The organism is Gordonia otitidis (assembly GCF_020735545.1).
In the GTDB taxonomy this organism is placed as follows: domain Bacteria; phylum Actinomycetota; class Actinomycetes; order Mycobacteriales; family Mycobacteriaceae; genus Gordonia; species Gordonia otitidis.
This window is the reverse complement of the sequence record NZ_CP085974.1, coordinates 2,666,279-2,683,389: the sequence shown is the minus strand read 5'-3', so window position 1 is coordinate 2,683,389 and position 17,111 is coordinate 2,666,279. Positions and strand designations below refer to the sequence as shown.

The 17,111-nt window shown below is 67.2% G+C and carries 19 protein-coding genes and 1 tRNA gene; 13 read left to right on the top strand and 7 right to left on the bottom strand.

What is annotated here, in order from left to right; translation table 11 throughout:
- Nucleotides 1-2: 2 nt before the first annotated feature.
- Complete coding sequence (gene merA / locus LK459_RS12270) at nt 3-1,439, bottom strand: mercury(II) reductase (RefSeq protein WP_005179588.1); 1,437 nt, start codon at nt 1,437-1,439, stop codon at nt 3-5.
- Between the two features lie 124 nt (nt 1,440-1,563).
- Here merA and LK459_RS12265 point away from each other — a divergent pair, with 124 nt between their 5' ends.
- On the top strand, nt 1,564-1,941 hold the full coding sequence (locus LK459_RS12265) for an ArsR/SmtB family transcription factor (protein ID WP_005179587.1): 378 nt from the start codon (nt 1,564-1,566) through the stop codon (nt 1,939-1,941).
- Between the two features lie 612 nt (nt 1,942-2,553).
- Here the strand turns inward: LK459_RS12265 and LK459_RS12260 are convergent.
- From LK459_RS12260 to LK459_RS12250, 3 genes are all read right to left on the bottom strand, one after another.
- On the bottom strand, nt 2,554-2,775 hold the full coding sequence (locus LK459_RS12260; protein ID WP_005179582.1) for a hypothetical protein: 222 nt from the start codon (nt 2,773-2,775) through the stop codon (nt 2,554-2,556).
- Nucleotides 2,776-2,910: 135 nt separating this feature from the next.
- Nucleotides 2,911-4,698, bottom strand: a complete 1,788-nt coding sequence (locus LK459_RS12255) for an MMPL family transporter (protein WP_235434486.1) — start codon at nt 4,696-4,698, stop codon at nt 2,911-2,913.
- Nucleotides 4,623-5,171, bottom strand: coding sequence for a hypothetical protein (locus LK459_RS12250; RefSeq protein WP_005179572.1), 549 nt, complete (start codon nt 5,169-5,171; stop codon nt 4,623-4,625). The genes LK459_RS12255 and LK459_RS12250 overlap by 76 nt, the downstream gene beginning before the upstream one ends.
- Nucleotides 5,172-5,286: 115 nt before the next feature.
- On the opposite strand from LK459_RS12250, the gene LK459_RS12245 reads away from it, so the two are divergent.
- The 6 genes from LK459_RS12245 (at nt 5,287) to LK459_RS12220 (ending at nt 11,030) form a co-directional block, all read left to right on the top strand.
- Nucleotides 5,287-5,676, top strand: coding sequence for an ArsR/SmtB family transcription factor (locus LK459_RS12245; protein ID WP_005179570.1), 390 nt, complete (start codon nt 5,287-5,289; stop codon nt 5,674-5,676).
- The gene (locus LK459_RS12240; protein WP_005179568.1) at nt 5,673-7,637 is read left to right on the top strand and encodes a heavy metal translocating P-type ATPase; all 1,965 of its coding nucleotides are present in this window, start codon (nt 5,673-5,675) and stop codon (nt 7,635-7,637) included. The genes LK459_RS12245 and LK459_RS12240 overlap by 4 nt, the downstream gene beginning before the upstream one ends.
- Nucleotides 7,634-8,164, top strand: coding sequence for a signal peptidase II (gene lspA / locus LK459_RS12235; RefSeq protein ID WP_005179567.1), 531 nt, complete (start codon nt 7,634-7,636; stop codon nt 8,162-8,164). The genes LK459_RS12240 and lspA overlap by 4 nt, the downstream gene beginning before the upstream one ends.
- Nucleotides 8,115-9,692: a DHA2 family efflux MFS transporter permease subunit gene (locus LK459_RS12230; protein ID WP_005179563.1), complete on the top strand. Its 1,578-nt coding sequence runs from the start codon at nt 8,115-8,117 to the stop codon at nt 9,690-9,692. The genes lspA and LK459_RS12230 overlap by 50 nt, the downstream gene beginning before the upstream one ends.
- Nucleotides 9,693-9,785: 93 nt before the next feature.
- A complete protein-coding gene (locus LK459_RS12225; protein WP_005179560.1) occupies nt 9,786-10,376 on the top strand; it encodes a cadmium resistance transporter in 591 nt (196 codons plus the stop codon).
- A gap of 312 nt (nt 10,377-10,688) precedes the next feature.
- Nucleotides 10,689-11,030, top strand: coding sequence for a hypothetical protein (locus LK459_RS12220; RefSeq protein ID WP_005179558.1), 342 nt, complete (start codon nt 10,689-10,691; stop codon nt 11,028-11,030).
- Between the two features lie 143 nt (nt 11,031-11,173).
- Here LK459_RS12220 and LK459_RS12215 read toward each other — a convergent pair whose 3' ends face one another.
- Nucleotides 11,174-11,731, bottom strand: coding sequence for a hypothetical protein (locus LK459_RS12215; RefSeq protein WP_005179554.1), 558 nt, complete (start codon nt 11,729-11,731; stop codon nt 11,174-11,176).
- Between the two features lie 837 nt (nt 11,732-12,568).
- Here LK459_RS12215 and LK459_RS12210 point away from each other — a divergent pair.
- The 5 genes from LK459_RS12210 to LK459_RS12190 all read left to right on the top strand — a co-directional run bounded on the left by LK459_RS12210 (nt 12,569) and on the right by LK459_RS12190 (nt 14,955).
- Nucleotides 12,569-13,279: a helix-turn-helix transcriptional regulator gene (locus tag LK459_RS12210; protein WP_227918567.1), complete on the top strand. Its 711-nt coding sequence runs from the start codon at nt 12,569-12,571 to the stop codon at nt 13,277-13,279.
- Nucleotides 13,276-13,464: a hypothetical protein gene (locus LK459_RS12205; RefSeq protein ID WP_005179548.1), complete on the top strand. Its 189-nt coding sequence runs from the start codon at nt 13,276-13,278 to the stop codon at nt 13,462-13,464. The genes LK459_RS12210 and LK459_RS12205 overlap by 4 nt, the downstream gene beginning before the upstream one ends.
- A 57-nt stretch (nt 13,465-13,521) precedes the next feature.
- Nucleotides 13,522-14,211, top strand: coding sequence for a helicase associated domain-containing protein (locus LK459_RS12200; protein WP_005179533.1), 690 nt, complete (start codon nt 13,522-13,524; stop codon nt 14,209-14,211).
- On the top strand, nt 14,211-14,879 hold the full coding sequence (locus LK459_RS12195; protein WP_005179528.1) for a helicase associated domain-containing protein: 669 nt from the start codon (nt 14,211-14,213) through the stop codon (nt 14,877-14,879). The genes LK459_RS12200 and LK459_RS12195 overlap by 1 nt, the downstream gene beginning before the upstream one ends.
- Nucleotides 14,834-14,955: transfer RNA gene (locus tag LK459_RS12190), tRNA-Leu, on the top strand. Before LK459_RS12195 ends, LK459_RS12190 begins: the two co-directional genes overlap by 46 nt.
- Before the next feature lie 472 nt (nt 14,956-15,427).
- On the opposite strand, the gene LK459_RS12185 is transcribed toward LK459_RS12190, so the two are convergent.
- Nucleotides 15,428-15,640, bottom strand: coding sequence for a hypothetical protein (locus tag LK459_RS12185; protein ID WP_005179525.1), 213 nt, complete (start codon nt 15,638-15,640; stop codon nt 15,428-15,430).
- Nucleotides 15,641-16,156: 516 nt separating this feature from the next.
- Nucleotides 16,157-16,519, bottom strand: a complete 363-nt coding sequence (locus LK459_RS12180; RefSeq protein ID WP_005179521.1) for an Rv2640c family ArsR-like transcriptional regulator — start codon at nt 16,517-16,519, stop codon at nt 16,157-16,159.
- 97 nt (nt 16,520-16,616) lie between these two features.
- Here LK459_RS12180 and LK459_RS12175 point away from each other — a divergent pair, with 97 nt between their 5' ends.
- A complete protein-coding gene (locus LK459_RS12175) occupies nt 16,617-17,102 on the top strand; it encodes an ArsI/CadI family heavy metal resistance metalloenzyme (protein ID WP_005179519.1) in 486 nt (161 codons plus the stop codon).
- The last annotated feature ends 9 nt before the right edge of the window (nt 17,103-17,111 follow it).

The following is a 17,111-nucleotide window of genomic DNA, read 5'->3' as shown; positions in this document are numbered from 1 at the left end:
CGTCAGCCTGCGCAGCAGGACAGTTTCGTCACGTCGGTGGTGAAGGTCTGGGCGGTCAGTTTCAACGCTTCGGCCATGGTCAGATACGGCGCCCAGCTGTGGGCGAGCCGGTCGACGGTCATACCCGCGGTCATCGCGTATCCGGCGGCGGTGATCAGGTCTCCGGCACCCTCGGCCAGCGCGTGCACGCCCAAGATCCGGCCGGTATCGGCGTCGGCGACGATCTTGGCCAGGCCACGGGTATCGCGATTGACCAGCGCCCGCGCCACACTCGACAACGCCAGCGTCCGGCACCGGCACCGGTATCCGGCCGTCACCGCCTCGGCCTCGGTGAGCCCCACGGCGGCGATGGCGGGGCTGGTGAACGTCAGCCGCGGCACTGTGGCGTAGTCCAGGACCCGATCCGCGTCGGCGAACGCGTTGTCGGCCACCAGCGTTCCCTGCGCGGCGGCCACATACACGAACTGCGGGCCCCCGGCCACGTCCCCGGCCGCCCAGATCCGGGCATTGTCGGTGCGCTGACGGTCATCGACGATCACCGCGCCGCGCCCGTCGACACCGACCCCGACCGCCTCCAGGCCCAGCCCCGCGGTGTTCGGGCGGCGACCGGTCGCGACCAACACGTGTTCGGCCCGCAGCTCGCTGACCCTGGCCCGAGTGCGCACGCTCACCAGCTTGTGGCCGCCACCGGCCAGGACCTTCTCGACGGTGGCCGCGGTCAACACGGCGATATGCTCATCGGCGAAGACAGCCTCGATCGCGGCCGAGATTTCCGGTTCCTCGCCCGGCGCCAGCCGCCCCAGGGCCTCGATCACCGTCACCCGGGTGCCGAGGCGGGCGAACAACTGGGCTTGTTCGAGCCCGACAGTGTTGCCGCCGATCACGATCAGCGACTCCGGGAGCCGCTTCAGGTCCATGGCGGTGGTCGAGGTCAGATACCCGGCCTCGACCAGACCGTCGATCGGCGGGATCCACGGCGTCGCACCGGTCGCGATCAGGTAATGGCCAGCCTCGATCACCCGGGTCCCGCCGTCGTTCGCTCCGACCCGCAACCCCGGCGCCGCACTCGTGCCGTCGAACACTGCCGTGCCGGAGACGATCTCCCACCCGTACTCGCCCGCCAGCTCGATGTACTTGTTTGCCCGCAGCTGCGCGACCAGCGCGTCCTTACCGGCGATCAGGCCCGGAAAATCCAGCGGCACCGCAGCGGCACCCAGGCCGGGAAACCGGTCGGCGGCGGCTGCGGCGTGGCGGGCCTCCGCGGCGGCCAGCAACGTCTTCGACGGCACACACCCGACGTTCACGCAGGTGCCACCGACGGTGTCGCGCTCGATCATCACCACGGACCTGCCGTGGCCGACCGCGGCGATAGCGGCGGCGAACGCCGCCGAACCGGACCCGACGATCGCCAGATCCGGACGGGATTGTGTCGTGGCCACGCCTGCCTCCTGAGGGGTTGAGCAACCGCGTCGCCAGCCAACGGCTGCTATTCGCATTGACGAATACCTACAGGGCTCATACTATGCGCTTAAGCGAATAGTTCAAGTGGTGTGGAGGTGCCCCATGTCCCGGTCCACGACCGCCGTGCCCGGCGACGAGCTGGCGTGCACACATCTGGATACGACGGCGAAGTTCTTTCGCGCCCTGTCGGATCCGACCCGGTTGAAGCTGCTGGAATACATCCTCGCCGGCGAACGCACCTCGGCCGACTGCGTCGCCCACGCCGGCATCTCCCAGCCGCGGGTGTCGGTGCACCTGTCGTGTCTGGCCGATTGCGGATACATCGTCGCGCGCCGCGACGGCAAGAAGCTGCGGTACACGGTCGGAGACCCGCGCGTGGCCGAACTGGTGCTGCTCGCCCGGTTGCTCGCGGCCGACAACGCCGCCGCCCTGACGTGCTGCACCCGCATCGACCAGGTACCGGACGGTGACCGGACATGAACGCCCTCGACAGCCCTCACGTCTCGGCAGCCGCTCACCGTCGGCGGGTTCACCGCGGCTGGGACTGGGTGTCAAGCTCGCCGAGGTCGATGCCGAGCTCGCCGAACTCACCGCGGTCCGGCGACACCCTGGCCGCCGCGCTGGCGGCCGGACGCGAAGACCTGCTCGAGCGCAGCGAATCCCCCTGCTGCCCTGTCCCATCGACACCGAACCCAGCGCCAGGCAGCGGTGGCTCGGCGAGCTGCGGGGGAGGCCGTTGTGGCTGCTGCGACCTAGACACGCCGCTGGCGGGCTTGCATCGGGACCGCGGCACTGCTGCCTGGGCTGTTGCGCGGTGGTGCCCCGCTGCTGATCGCGGCCGTAGCACTGAGCAGCGGCACGCTGCTGGTGAGCCTGTCATGGCTCCAACCGCTCGGATTCGCCCATCGGACTCGGGCTCCTCGGACTGATCTGGTCCCGCCAATGACTCGCGCCCGCGGCTGCGATGAGGGCTGCGCAGCCACACCTTCCGGCGACGCGGGCACTCCGGCCCGCACCACCGCCGCGACCTGGCTCAGGCCGTCACCGAGTTTGGCGCCTGCGAGGCCACCACGGTGATCAGCACCGTAGCCATCAACGGCGCCATCGCCGGTGCTCACCGCGCGCCGAGACCCGCTGCCCGGTCCCGGCGCGCGGTACACCTGGGGTGAGCCACGCCAGCGTCAGTGGGATGACGATCAACACGAGGAACGCTTCCAGGAACGGTCCGGCCTCCACGAACTCGGCCAGATCCGACGTAGAGCCGCAGCTGGTGGCAGGGACACCGCTCCGCCGCGCCAGCTGGGTAATACGCATCATCACCACCCCGCGACCCTGAACCTTCGACTCGACTCGAAGGTCAGACCGGCCGTGACGGTTGCCCCCGAGGGCGGTGTGGCCCCGGCGGCCGGTCCCGTGTCCGCGACGAATCAACCTGGTCTGATCGCCGCGCTACTCAGCGGCGGCCCGTGGTGCGCGAGTGTTGGGTGGGCGAAACCTGAGGGCGGGCAGCCACCAGTTCCAGCCGCCGAGCAGGCGCATGAGGGCGGGGACGAGGACGAGGCGGATGAGGACGGCGTCGATGGCGACGGCGACGGCAAGGGCGAGTCCGAGTTGTTTGAGTTCGAGGATGTCGGCGGTGAGGAAGCTTGCGAAGATGGCGATCATGATCGCGGCGGCCGCGGTGATGGGGCGTGCGGTGTGGGTGAGCCCGGCCGCGACGGCGCGCTGGTTGTCGCCGCTGGCGTCCCAGTATTCGCGGATGCGACGAATCAGGAACACCTCGTAGTCCATCGAGAGCCCGAACAGTAGCGCGAACACCACGGTGGGTAGGTAGACCTGCACGAATCCGGGGCTGGTGAAGTCGAGGACGTTCTCGCCCAGACCCCACTGGAACACCGCGACGGTGATACCGAGGGCGGCGCCGGTGGCGAGCAGGTTCATCGCGATGGCCTTGAGGGGTAAGGCGATACTGCGGAAAGCGGCGATGAGGAAGACCAGCGAGGCGGTCAGCACCAGGGCTACGACCAGCGGAAGTTTGGTGGTCATTTCGTCGGAGAGATCGACGAATTCGGCGGTGCTGCCGCCGATGCGGATCTCGGCTCCGGCTGCGCCGGCGGCTGTGTTGCGCAGGTCGCGGACGAGGTCGGTGGCGGCCATCGAGTCGAAGGTGACCGAGGGGATCGCCATCGCGAGCATTCGACCGTCATTGAGCTGGGCGGGCAGGACGGTGTCGATGCGGGCGTCGCCGTCGATCTCGGTCAGGAATCGGTTGACCCGTGCTTCGGCGTCTGCGGTGAGTGGGGTGTCGCTGGGGCCGGTGGCGATGATCTCGACCGGGGAGAGTGCTCCGGGCGGGAAGTTGGTGTTCAATGCGGTGCTGGCGCGTCCGGTCGGGGTGTCGTCGAGGGCGGTGGTGCCCATGTCGAGGCCGTAGCGGATCCCGAATACCGGCAGCGCGGCGAGGACCAGCACCGCTGCGGCCGCGGTGCCGAAGAGGACGGGTCGGCGCATGACGAGATACGCCCAGCGCGCCCAGCGGCCACCGAGAACGCCGGGAGCGTCGGTGGCGCTGTCGGCAGGGCGCCAGCGGGCCGGGAGACTACCGCGGTTGACAGCCGGGCCCAAGGCGGCGAGCAGGGCGGGTAGCAGGGTGACGGCGACGGTGAGCATACTGGTGACGGCGGTGGCGACGCCGATGGCGATGCCACGGAAGATCGGTGCCTGGATGATGATCAACGCGCACAGCGAGATCATCACCACCAAGCCCGAGACCAGAATCGTTTTGCCTGCTGTGGCGAGGGAGCGACCGACGGCGCCGCTGATCGCGGCATGGTCTGGCCCGGTGTGGTGGGTGAGTTCTTCGCGGAAGCGGCTGACGATGAACATCGCGTAGTCGATACCGACGCCGAGGCCCACCATGGTGGCCATGGCCACGGTCAGCGAATCGAACGCGGTCACAGCAGTGAGGGTGAACAACACTCCGACCGCGGTCAGCATCCCGGCGATGGCCACTGCGATCGGGACCGCCGCTGCGGCCAGGGCGCCGAGGGCGAGGACGAGCAGGACCAGCGCGACCGGGATGCCGATTGCCTCGGCGCGGGCCAGGTCGGCGTTCTGCAGTTCGGTGGCCGCGTTCTGTACCGCCGAGTACCCGGTGACCCCTACGTCGATGGAATCGTCGCCGGTGGTGGCGATGGCGTCTTGCAGGTCGCGCGCGACTTTCGCGCGTTCGGCCATGTCGCCGTCCATGCCGGCGAGCGCGATCGCGACGTGACCGTCGGCCGAGATCTGGGATCAGATCCGGGCAGCCCGTCGTAGGGGCCGACGACGTCGACCACGCCCTCGACCGCGGTGGCGGCGGTGATCGTGCGAGCCACCGCTGCACGGAACTCGGCGTCGGTGGCGGTGACCGCGCCAGACTGCAGCACGATGACCGCCTGTTCCGTACCGAACTGCGGGAAGTGCCGGGCAACCAGGCGATCCACCTCGGTGGACTCCGAGCCCTCGACACCGAAATCCATCGCACCGAGCCGGTTCTCGAGCAGCGGGTAGGCCACCGCGCACACCACCAGCAGCAGTCCCCAGACCGCCAGGACCGCACGTCTGCGCCGGGCCATCAGAACGCCCCACCGATATAGCACTCCGGGCGAGCCCGGCGGCGATGGTTGCTGAGGCGAGTTCTCGACGACGGCGGACTTCTGCTGGTTCACGCGTTCTCCCTCCGTAGCGACCACGAATTGATCGCCATATCACGATGTAATCGTTGAAACGAGATTAATCACACTCTCACTCGATATCAATAGCTTTCGCCGCTATCATCGCTTTATGGCGATTAATGACGGCGGGGGTTGCCTCGTCGAGACGCAGGGGTTGGATCCGGCGGTGGCCCTGTTCCACAGCCTCTCCGATGCGACACGGTTGGCGATCGTGCACCGGCTGGCGTGCGGGGAAGCGCGGGTCTTGGACCTGATGGCCGGGCTCGGACTGGCTCAGTCAACGGTATCGGCGCACGTAGCGTGCCTGCGCGACTGCGGGCTGGTCGTGGGCCGCCCGCAAGGGCGGCAGGTGTTCTACAGCCTGGCCCGCCCGGAGTTGATGGACCTACTCGCCTCGGCAGAGACCTTGCTCGCGGCGACAGGCAATGCGGTGGCGTTGTGCCCGAACTACGGCACCGACTCCACCACCGAGACGGAGAGCGCGGAGGTACGAGCATGAGCGACGCATGCGGCTGCGGCCACGACGAACCCGCCGGTGACGGCGAGGCCGAGGAACGCGAACCCGAAAAGCTCTGGGAAGTCAGTGAACTGCGCGTCGCCGCGGTCGCCGGAGTGCTGCTGGTCGCGGCACTGATCGTCGGCTGGACCGGCGGCCCACGCGCCGTCGAGTTGGGGTTGGAGATCGCCGCACTGCTCGTCGGTGCATACACCTTCGTCCCCTCCACGCTCAAACGGCTGGCCAAGGGCAAGATCGGTGTCGGCACGCTGATGACGATCGCCGCGATCGGCGCGGTGATCCTCGGCGAGGTCGGCGAAGCCGCCATGCTGGCGTTCCTGTTCTCCATCAGCGAGGGCCTCGAGGAGTACGCGGTCGCGCGCACCCGCCGCGGGCTGCGCGCCCTGTTGAACCTGGTACCGGACCGGGCCACCGTGCTACGCGACGGCACCGAAACCGTCATCGCCCCTGCCGAGCTGCGCGTCGGGGATCGGATGCTGGTGCGCCCCGGTGAGCGGGTCGCGACCGACGGGGTGATCGTCGACGGGCGTAGCGCGCTGGATGTTTCGGCGATCACCGGCGAATCGGTACCGGTGGAAGCCGGGCCGGGCGCGGAGGTGTTCGCCGGGGCGATCAACGGCACCGGTGTGCTGACCGTCGAGGTCACCACGACCGCCGAGGACAACTCCCTGGCACGGATCGTGCGGATCGTGGAGGCCGAGCAGGCCCGCAAGGGCGACGCTCAACGCTTGGCCGACAAGATCGCCAAACCGCTGGTGCCCGGCATCATGATCGCCGCCACAGCCATCGCGGTGATTGGCGCGCTCTTCGGGGATCCGGTCACCTGGATCGAACGTGCGCTGGTGGTGCTGGTCGCCGCCTCACCGTGCGCGCTGGCGATCTCGGTGCCGGTGACCGTGGTCGCCGCGATCGGTGCGGCGAGCAAGCTGGGTGTGCTGGTCAAGGGCGGTGCCGCACTCGAGGCGATGGGCCGGGTGCGCGAGGTCGCGCTGGACAAGACCGGCACGCTGACGGCGAACAAGCCTGCCGTCGTCGAGATCGCCGCCACCGGCGGTGTGCACGGGGACCGGGTGCTGGCGGTCGCGGCCGCGCTGGAATCGCGCAGTGAACATCCCCTCGCCCGCGCCATCCTCGCCGCCGTCGACACCGTCACTCCCGCCACCGACGTCGAGGCGGTCACCGGTGCCGGGTTGACCGGCCGCGTCGACGGACGCCGGGCGCGGCTGGGCCGTCCGGGCTGGATCGAACCGGGTGTTCTGGCCGCCGATGTGGAACGGATGCAGCACGCGGGGGCGACCGCGGTGCTGATCGAGCTCGACGGCCAGGTGATCGGTGCGATCGCTGTGCGCGACGAACTGCGGCCCGAGGCACACGAGGTCATCGACCGATTGCACGCGCTGGGAATCCGGGTCTCGATGCTCACCGGTGACAACGCCCGCACCGCCGCCGCTCTGGCCGCTGAGGCGGGGATCGAGGACGTGCACGCGGATCTGCGCCCGGAGGACAAGGCCCACATCGTGGGCGAACTGCGCAGCGACCGGTTCACCGCGATGGTCGGCGACGGCGTCAACGACGCCCCCGCACTGGCAACCGCCGACCTCGGTGTGGCGATGGGCGCGATGGGCACCGATGTCGCTATCGAAACCGCGGATGTGGCGTTGATGGGTGAGGACCTGCGGCACCTGCCGCGGGCTCTCGAGCACGCTCGTCGGGCTCGCCGGATCATGTTGCAAAACGTCGGTTTGTCGTTGGGGTTGATCACGATCTTGATCCCGCTCGCGCTGTTCGGGATTCTCGGGTTGGCGGCGGTGGTGCTGGTGCACGAACTCGCCGAGATCGTCGTCATCGCCAACGGTGTCCGCGCCGGACGCACCAAACCCCTGGCCTCGCTGACCGATTCGGCGGCAAAGCCCGCACCGGTACTGGCCGGAGCGCCCGCGTGACCGCCACCGCGTCGTCTGCTCCCACCGTGTCGCGGTGGGGGCGGCGACTGCGGTGGGTCGCTGCCGCGGCCGCGCTGGCCGGTATCGACCTCACGCTCAAAGCGTGGGCGCAGACCACGCTGGCCGGGGCCCCGATCGAGGCGGGTCCGGTGGACCTTAAGTTGGCGTTCAACCCGGGAGCGGCGTTCTCGATCGCCGCCGACGCACCGAGCTGGGTGATGCTCACGCTCACCACGGTGATCACCACCGCGGTCGCGGTCGGCGGATGGGTGGTCGCGCCGCGCGCGAACCTGCTCACCCGCGTCGCGCTCGCCGCGATCCTGGGCGGTGCCGCCGCCAACGTCATCGACCGGGCCCCCGACGGTGTGGTCACCGACTACCTGCACACCGGCTGGTGGCCCACCTTCAACCTCGCCGACACCTTCATCGTGCTCGGCGCGACCGCCCTCATCATCGCCACTCTGATCGGAAACTCCGATGAGCGAGAACCACTCTCACCCGAACACCACGCCGACGACCGGGACTGAGCCGGGCCCGTCACGTCGGTGGGCAGGGCTGGCGGCGCTGGTCGTCGCCCTGCTCACCGTCGGGCTGGACCTGATGGTTCTCAACGTCGCCCTGCCCACCCTGGCCCAAGACCTCGGCGCGAGCACCACCCAGTTGCAGTGGATCGTCAACGCCTACACCCTGGTCTTCGCCGCGCTCATGCTGCCCGCCGGCGGCTTCGGTGACCGCTACGGTCGCAAACGGCTGCTGCTGATAGGTTTGGTCGCCTTCGTCGCCGCCTCGGCCTGGGCCGCTTTCAGCGGGTCCACCGGCTCGCTGATCGCCGCCCGCGCGGTCATGGGCATCGGGGCCGCGATCATCGTGCCGCTGTCGCTGGGGATCCTGCCGACCCTGTTCGGCCCCGACCAGCGTCGCCGCGCGATCGCGGTGTGGGTCGGTGCACTGGGTGTCGGGTTGCCGCTGGGGCCGATCGTCGGTGGCTGGCTGCTGCAGCATTTCTGGTGGGGCTCGGTGTTTCTGATCAACGTCCCGGTCGGTGTCGCCGCCCTGGTTGCCTGTGTGGTGCTGTTGCCCGAATCGGTCGACCCGCATGCACCGGCGTTGGACTGGCTCGGGATCCTCACCGCCGTGCCCGGTACGGCGGCGCTGGTATTCGGCATCATCCAGGCTCCCGCGTACGGGTGGACCGATCCCGTCGTGCTCGCGGCTCTGGCGGCCGGTGTGTGGCTGATCGCGGGATTTCTGGTGTGGGAAAGCCGTGCCCGCGACCCATTGGTCGATCTGGCACTGTTCACCAACCCGGCCTTCACCTGGCCCACCCTGGCCGCAACCGCGGGCACCTTCACCCTGGTCGGCGTGCTGTTCGTGCTGCCGCAATACCTGCAGATACTGCGCTACCACGACGCCTTCGGCACCGGCCTGCGCTTGGTGCCTCTGGTGCTGGCGATCATCGTCGCCGCAGCCGCTGTGGACAAGATCGTGACCCGACTCGGCGCCAAAATCCCGATCGCCACCGGCATGGTGATCGCCGCGGCCGGATTCGTGCTCGCATCCCGCATCACCGTCGACTCCGGCTACGGCTTCGTCGCGGTGTGCCTGGCGACCGTGGGCCTGGGAGCCGGGCTGGCGTTGGCGCCGGCTGTCGACGCGGTCATGGCGAGCCTGCCCGAGCATCGCAGCGCCGCAGGAGCTGGGTTGCTGATGGCCATTCGACAGGTCGGTGCCGCGTTCAGCGTCGCGATCCTGGGCACCCTGCTCACCGTCGTTTACACCCGCGACCTCGACCCCCACCTGAGCGGCCTGCCCGAACCAGTGGTCAGCGCGGCGCGTGACAACATCGCCGGAGCGCAACTTGCCGCGACCCAGATTCCCGGCCCAGCGGGCGCCGATCTGGCCGCGTCCAGCGCCCACGCCTACAGCCACGCCATGTCCGCAGTGTTCCTTGCCAGCGCCGCCATCAGCGCACTACTGGCCGCGGCCATCGCCGCCAAACTCCCCAACCACACTCCTGCGCCCGCGCCGACATCACCGGCGCGTGATCGAAACTGAAATAGCCACTCCCATGACAGCGGCTACGGCACGCGACACAACTGCGTGTCAGCCGAGCAGCAGTGCACTCCCAGAGAAAGGGCATCCGCCGGAATGGTTACCTCGATCCTGCAGGCCATCGGACTCTTCCTGGTGACCAACATCGACGACATCATCGTGCTTTCGCTGTTCTTCGCCCGCGGCGCGGGAACCCGCGGAACAACGGCCGCCATCGCGACCGGACAATATCTCGGTTTCGGAGCGATCCTCGCCGCGTCGGTCCTCGTAGCGCTGGGAGTCACGGCGCTGCTGCCCGAAGAAGCCATCGCCTACTTCGGGCTCATTCCTCTGCTGCTCGGTCTGCTCGCCGCCTGGAGAGCATGGCGCAACAACGGCGACGACGATGAACGGTTCGAGGGCAAGAAGGTCGCGGTCTGGACGGTGGCGGCGGTGACCTTCGCCAACGGCGGCGACAACATCGGCGTCTACGTCCCGGTCTTCGCGACCGTGGGTACAGCGGCGATCGTCGCCTACTCGGTCGTGTTCCTGCTCTTGGTCGCCGTGCTGGTGTTCACCGCGAAGTTCCTCACCACCCGCAAGGCCATCGCCGAGATCTTGGAACGGTGGGAACACATCCTGTTCCCGCTCGTGCTGATCGTTCTCGGAATCGTCATCCTCGTCAGCGGCGGCGCATTCGGCCTCTGACCGTCGTCCCGGTCTGCACGGCCCAGATCACGGAGGACAGCGGCGATCGGCTCCAAAGAATGAAGTGCTATTCGAGGCCGTAACCGGTAGACAGCCGTCCTTCGGTTGGTCCATGGTTGTGCTCAGGGGCGCTGCACCGTTGTGGCACTACTACCACTGTGGCACTACTACCATCGACGTAGTTCAAGGCCTCCGGCAACGTGGGGCTTCTACCGCGCCTAGCGGCGGCCGAACGATGATCGTCGTCGGCCGTCGGCCGAGATTGTCGGCTGGTTGTTGCGGTGCGATTGCGCCAGCCGGTCCAGTTCCGCGGTGTCGACCTGGACCGATCCGGTGCAGTGGGCGCGGGTGCCCTCAGCGTCCCTCGAGGACCTCGCCCGGCATCGCGTGTTCGCCCCCGACAGCGACGTCGATGCCGACGATCGGCCTGAGGTCGCGGAGGCCGCACGCGCGGTGTGGCAGCGTGACCATCTCGACCCTCTCGATGTCGAGGCCGAGATCCGCGCCGCCGCGGATGCCCGCAGGGAGGCTGACGCGCGACTCGACGTCGCGGTGGCTAGGGCTCGCCGTTTGGGCCGGTCATGGGCTGACATCGGGGCAGCGGCCGGGATGACACGGCAGTCGGCGAACGAGCGCTGGAGGGACAGGGTGTGACAAGCCTTCACGGCGTCGGGCGTGGGTGGCGTGTAGCCACGTAGTGAGGCTACAATCGGAGCCGTAGCCAGCCCATTGCGGTGGGTTTGGAAGTGAGCCACAGGATTACTCGCCGGACGACGAGGCCTGTGGCTCGCGGTCTTTTAGGGGCCGATGGTGTGTATTTCGACTCCGGCGCCGAGTATGTCGAGGTAGTCCCCGCGGCCGCAGCGATGTTGCACGACGGCGCCGCACACGATATCGGCAACCCACAGGGCCGGTTCGTTACGACCGACAGCATGATCGATCCGCAGTGTCGAGGCCACGGCGCGTTGCGCGCGGAGCTTTTGCAGCATGTCCATATCGCTGGCGTCCTGTTGACCGCGTGATTCGAGAGTGATCGTGGAGCACGGCATATCAGCGAGATGTGGGAGTAGGAACTCCATACACTTTCGTCGGTGTCGCCGATCCGAGGAGTCCTTGTCAACGTGCACAACAACGAACCCGGTCAGAGGGAGCTGCGCGACCGCAGTGACGAGCTCAGTTCGGCGTTGTTCGCTGCTGCCGTGCCAGTGCACTTTAGGCTCGGCTAGGCGTAGAGCTTCCATCCTGTGACGGAGGGCGTCTACGTCTTCTTCATCGCACAGGGCGGCCGACATCAAGTACGCGCCGGGGTCCATGTCCGGCCGCGACCCGCTTTCGTCGGCCCAGGCTGTCAGCATGGGGAACAACCTTATGCGAGGGGTCCGACGCGGCCTGAAAACGTCGAGACGGCTACCGGACGTGACGACGCCACTTCTGCGGCAACCGACCGTCGAGGGAGGGCGGCAGAGCGCACCGGAGACGGGTTTACGACTTACGCGAGCCGGTCGACCCGTCCTCCGGTCTGGTCGGCGTGCGCCTGGGCCTGGGCCTGGGCCTCGTCGAGCTCATCAGCGGTGTAGTACGGAGCTCCCGGCGGGTTGGCCGGGTGGCCGCCCGCACGATGAGGGCCAGGTCGCCAGCTCGACGCGGCCGCGTTGCCGAGGTTCCCACCGCAACACGATCCCGCCGCCTCTACATCAGCTACGGATCGGCGACCGGCTCCTCGCACTGATAGCGAGTCGCGAAGCGCACCGCCGGACGCCTACATGCCCAATCCGCCGGGTTACCAACGCCGGATCGACAGAAATCTGAGATCACCTCAATGGTCTTGTCGCGAAACAAGCGACTACGCGTATCTGCAAAATCGAGGTGTGGCATCTCGCATCAGCGTCGCATAAGTGTCGCACTTAGCATCGCACTAAGTATCGCATTCCCTATGAGATGGAACGGCACCGCAATCGGCAGGCTTCCGATCCGGATTCGATAGGTTCCCGTTTCGTGGCAAGCTGACGCTCATGGACAAGCAAATTCCGGCGTCTGGATCTGGCACGGTCCCCTCGCCTCCCCCACCCGCACCGAGCCCAGGTGCGACGCGGGAGAAGTTGCTCTCTTGGTCGCCGCGCAGGTACTCAGTCAACCGGTTTGTCCTCGTCCAACAGCCTGATGAGACGAAGCCGCGGCCGAGCACGGTGGGCGTGCTGACGAAGGGTCGGCATCACCGCGCGCTGGTCCTCTATCTGCTGCTGCTGACGTGGTGGCCGTGGCTCTCCTTGCGACACACTCCGCTGGCGGCCGAGGTGTGGGTTCGCGCACTGACCGCGGAGGGGCCGGGGACAGCGAACGCGCTCACCTGGTCGCCGTCTACGTTGTCGCGAACGTGGGGCGAGCTCGAGGAACTGGGACTGGTCGAACGTAAAAGGGAAGGGCGACTGACCCGCATCGTCCCGCGTCGCGAGGACGGGAAGGACGACTACGTTGCATCGGCTGGTCAGAAGAAGGATTGGTACAACGCCTACTTCACCCTCCCTCATGAGTTCTGGACAGAGCAGCACTTCGCGACGCTGAGTCCTGCCGCCCTCGCGGTGCTGCTGATCGTCTTGAAGGAGACAACGAAGAAGCCTGACGTCGAGCTCCTCCGGGAGAAGATGCAGGACTGGTACGGGATCTCAGGCAAGACGGTGACAAAGGGTATCCAGGAGCTGATGGCCGCTGGCCTGATAGAGGAGCGACTGCGGTGGGAGGAAGACCTGTCCGCGAAGCTCGGGTACGTCAAGCATCACCACTATGGGTTGACGGGTGTTTTCAGCACCGAGGAGAGGGCGGCGCGACGACGCGTAGCGCGGCGCAAGCGCAGGTTGAACGAACGCAAGAAGTCCAAAAAGGCTGCCCAGGAGGCGAAATCATGACTGCGAGCACACCGCCACCGTGGCCGCCGCACACGTGGTCGAAGTACGCATGGAAAACGATCGGCCAGGCGATGCGGTCGACGGCCACAACCGTCCGTTTCGTGGCGATCTTGGCAGCGATCTTCGTGCTGCCCAGCGTTGCCGCTGCGATCTCGTTCGTGATCGTCCGTTCCGTGTACTTCTAGGACTGGAACCGATGACGCTGATCCGGGGTGCTGATCGAGTGAGCTGGAGAGCTTCGAATGAGTAGTTATGAGGAGCGGTTCGAGGCCGGGCTCGCGCATCTGCATCGCTACGTCGCCGCGCACGGTTCGAGCTCGCCGCCGCACGGTTCGACGATCGACGGATTTCTGATCGGGAGTTGGGTCGGCAGCCGGCGCACCGAGTACCGCAGGGGCCGGTTATCGGCCGAGCGGATCCGCCGTATCGAGACCGAGTTCCCGGACTGGCGGTGGAACGTACGGGAGGCGATGTTCGACGTCGGCCTGGCGCATCTGCGCCGCTACGTCGCCACCCATGGGACGAGCCGCGTGGGTTACGACGAGGTGGTCGACGGATTCCCGTTGGGGCAGTGGACGAGGGATCGTCGCGCCGACTTCCGCACAGGCCGACTGTCTGCGGAGCGGATCGAGGTGTTTGAGCGCGAATTCCCTGACTGGCAATGGACCCCTCAGACCGCAGTATTCGCGGCCGCGTTCGAGACCGGGATCGGGCACCTGCATCGGTATGTCGCCGCGCACGGCACCCCCAACGCCCCCCGGCGTGATGTGATCGACGGATTCCCGATCGGCACCTGGATCCAGAGCCGCCGCGCCGACTACCGCAAAGGCCGGTTGTCGGCCGAGCGGATCCGCCGTATCGAGACCGAGTTCCCGGACTGGCAGTGGACCATCCGAACCAGCTCGACTCAGGGCACGATCGGTGGCCTGTAATGGGTGGTCCTGATGACCGACGGTTCGAGGTCGGGCTCGCGCATCTGCATCGCTACGTCGCCGCACAGGGTTCGAGCTCTCCCCCGCGCGGCGCAAGGATCGACGGGTTCCCGATCGACGTGTGGGTGGCCAGCAGACGCACCGACTACCGCAAGGGCCGACTGTCGGCCGAGCGGATCGAACGGCTCGCGACCGAGTTCCCGGACTGGCAGTGGAGTGTGCGCGACGCGCAGTTCGACGTCGGCCTGGCGCATCTGCGCCGCTACGTCGCCGCACATGGGACGAGCACCGTGAGTCAGCATGAGGTGTTCGACGGATTCGCCCTCGGACAGTGGGTGACGAATCGTCGCGCCGACTACCGCAAAGGCCGACTGTCGGCGGAGCGGATCGAGGTGTTTGAGCGCGAGTTTCCTGACTGGCAGTGGTCGCCTCAGGCCACGGCGGCGGCCGCCGCATTCGAGGTCGGGATCGCGCACCTGCATCGGTATGTCGCCGCGCACGGCACCAGCAACGCCCGAAATCGGGCGGTGATCGAAGGATTCGCGATCGGACAGTGGGTCGCCAACCGCCGCGCCGACTACCGTAGAGGTCAGCTCGCCACCGAGCGGATCCGCCGCATCGAGGCCGAGTTCCCGGACTGGCAGTGGACCGCACAACGCCGCTCCTGATCCGACATACGGCGCGCGGTGAGGCAACGGATTCAAAACCCGTCCAGTGTCAGTTCGAGTCTGACCGGGGGCACCAGGGCCCTCGCAGGCAAGCGCACATCGCTCGCACCAAATTCTCCTGGGAAACCTATTGATCTCCGGCATGTGACGTGCTAAGTTTCACATCCCTCTTTCTATGAGGGCTTCCCTCCAACTCTGAGGGTCTGATTGTGGTCACAGGTCCAGGCGGAGCTATATCCGCACCCAGGGCCCACGTGGTTCAGCCACTCAGACCTTCGGAAGGGGGTGAAAATGGAAGCGATGGTCATCCTCGGGATCATCCAGATCCTCATCGCAACAGCCCATCTCGTTGTAGACATCCTCAGCTAGCCCCAGCGAGGGGGCCGGGCACTCGCCCGGCCCCTCGCCTCGCCTGGCGGCATCCTTCGTGGAAAGGCTTGCGTACCGACAAAACCCCGGGCTGCGAATCGCCCACCTGCACAACGCAACCACGATGGCCCTGTGGCAACCGACCCGCCGGGGAGGGCGGCAGCGCAGCGCCAGCGGAGTCAGCTCGTGGCTTCCCCGAGTCGTTCGACCTGTCCGCCAACCTCGTCGGCGTACGCCTGAGCCTCGGTCGCCTCATTGTCGGTGTAGACCCGGACGTCTGCCGGCCTACCGGCCGGCCGCACGATCAACGTCAGCTCCCCTATCGCGACGCGACCGCGTTTAGGTGCGACGCGATTGGTGGGCCCGGCCCCGGCATCGTTGTTCTCGGTCATCGCTCGGCGGCGTCCTGTCTCGGTTGCAGCGCCTCGGGCGGCACCCACATGGTGATCGTGGCCGAGGAGACGCGGTTGGCGCTCTCGACTGGCATCTGACATATCCCGCGCCAGAGGCCGTTTGAAGTTTGGAGCCACGCTAAGAGAAGCGCGTTCATGGTGGGTTCGATCCGGGCACCGGATGCGCGGACTCGCAGTGACACTCCCCCACCGGCGGCATACGAGCGTCCGCAGGACGGGTCAGCGATCGCCATGTCGATCAGCACGGGCCTCGGTGGGTCGACCACGCGTAGTGTTCGGGTGTCGGGCCAGTGGTCGAACATGCCATCAGTGTCATCTCGCAAGACATCGGTGACAGTTCTGCATCAGGCCATAGGTGACAGAGTGAGGGGTCTTGGTGGTGACACTTCTTCATTTGGTTTCCGCCACGCACCGCTATGTGCCTTGCGTTGCGTGGCGCGGTTGCCTATGAGGGGGGCCTGACGCAGGTGCTCAACTGACCGCGCCTGCGACGGTTCAGCAGCACCCCGTGATGGCGCTGAGAACGCTGCGCAGCGCTTCCAACGACTCTGGCCGGGCACGGTAGTAGACGTTCATCCCTCGTCGGTCAGGTGCGACCATGCCGGCCTTGCGGAGCTGCCCCAGGTGGTGGCTCGTGGTGGCCTCGGTGAGGCTGACCGCGGTCGCGAGGTCGCAGGTGCAGATCCCCTCACCGGTGTCAGTGAGCAGAATCGAGACGAGTTTGATCCGGACCGGATCGGCCAGCGCCTTGAGCCGCAGAGCGATTTCTAGGGCGGTGTCGTCATCGAGAGGGGCCGCCGACACGGGCGCACAGCAGATCGGGGCACTGATGTCGACCATCGGCAGGGCCTTCGGCATGACCCGACCATACCCTGGTACTTGACATATGTCGAAAAGGTGGCACCCTGCAGGTGTCAGTAGTTCGATATATGTCTCACAGGTGAAGGTGATGGTCATGTCCCGTATGCAGCTCGCGCTCAATGTCGATGATCTCGATACCGCGATCGAGTTCTACTCCAAGCTGTTCAACACCACCCCGGCCAAGCGCAAGCCGGGATACGCCAACTTCGCGATCGTCGAGCCGCCACTGAAGCTGGTGCTGCTGGAGAATCCCGGCCAGGGCGGCACGATCAACCATCTCGGCGTCGAGGTCGAGTCGAGCGAGAAGGTGCACGCCGAGATCGCCCGGTTGTCCGGGGAGGGTCTGTTCACCCAGGAGGAGATCAACTCCACCTGTTGTTTCGCGACGCAGGACAAGGTGTGGGTGACCGGGCCGGCGAAGGAGAAGTGGGAGGTCTACACCGTGCTGGCTGACTCCGAGACGTTCGGGACCAGCCCGAAACTGTTGGAACAGAACGCCACCGAGGACGCCGAGCAGGGTTCGGTGTGCTGCGGCGGCAACGCCGCAGACCAGGCCGAGGCGCGCACAGCCTGCTGCTGACAGCCTCGG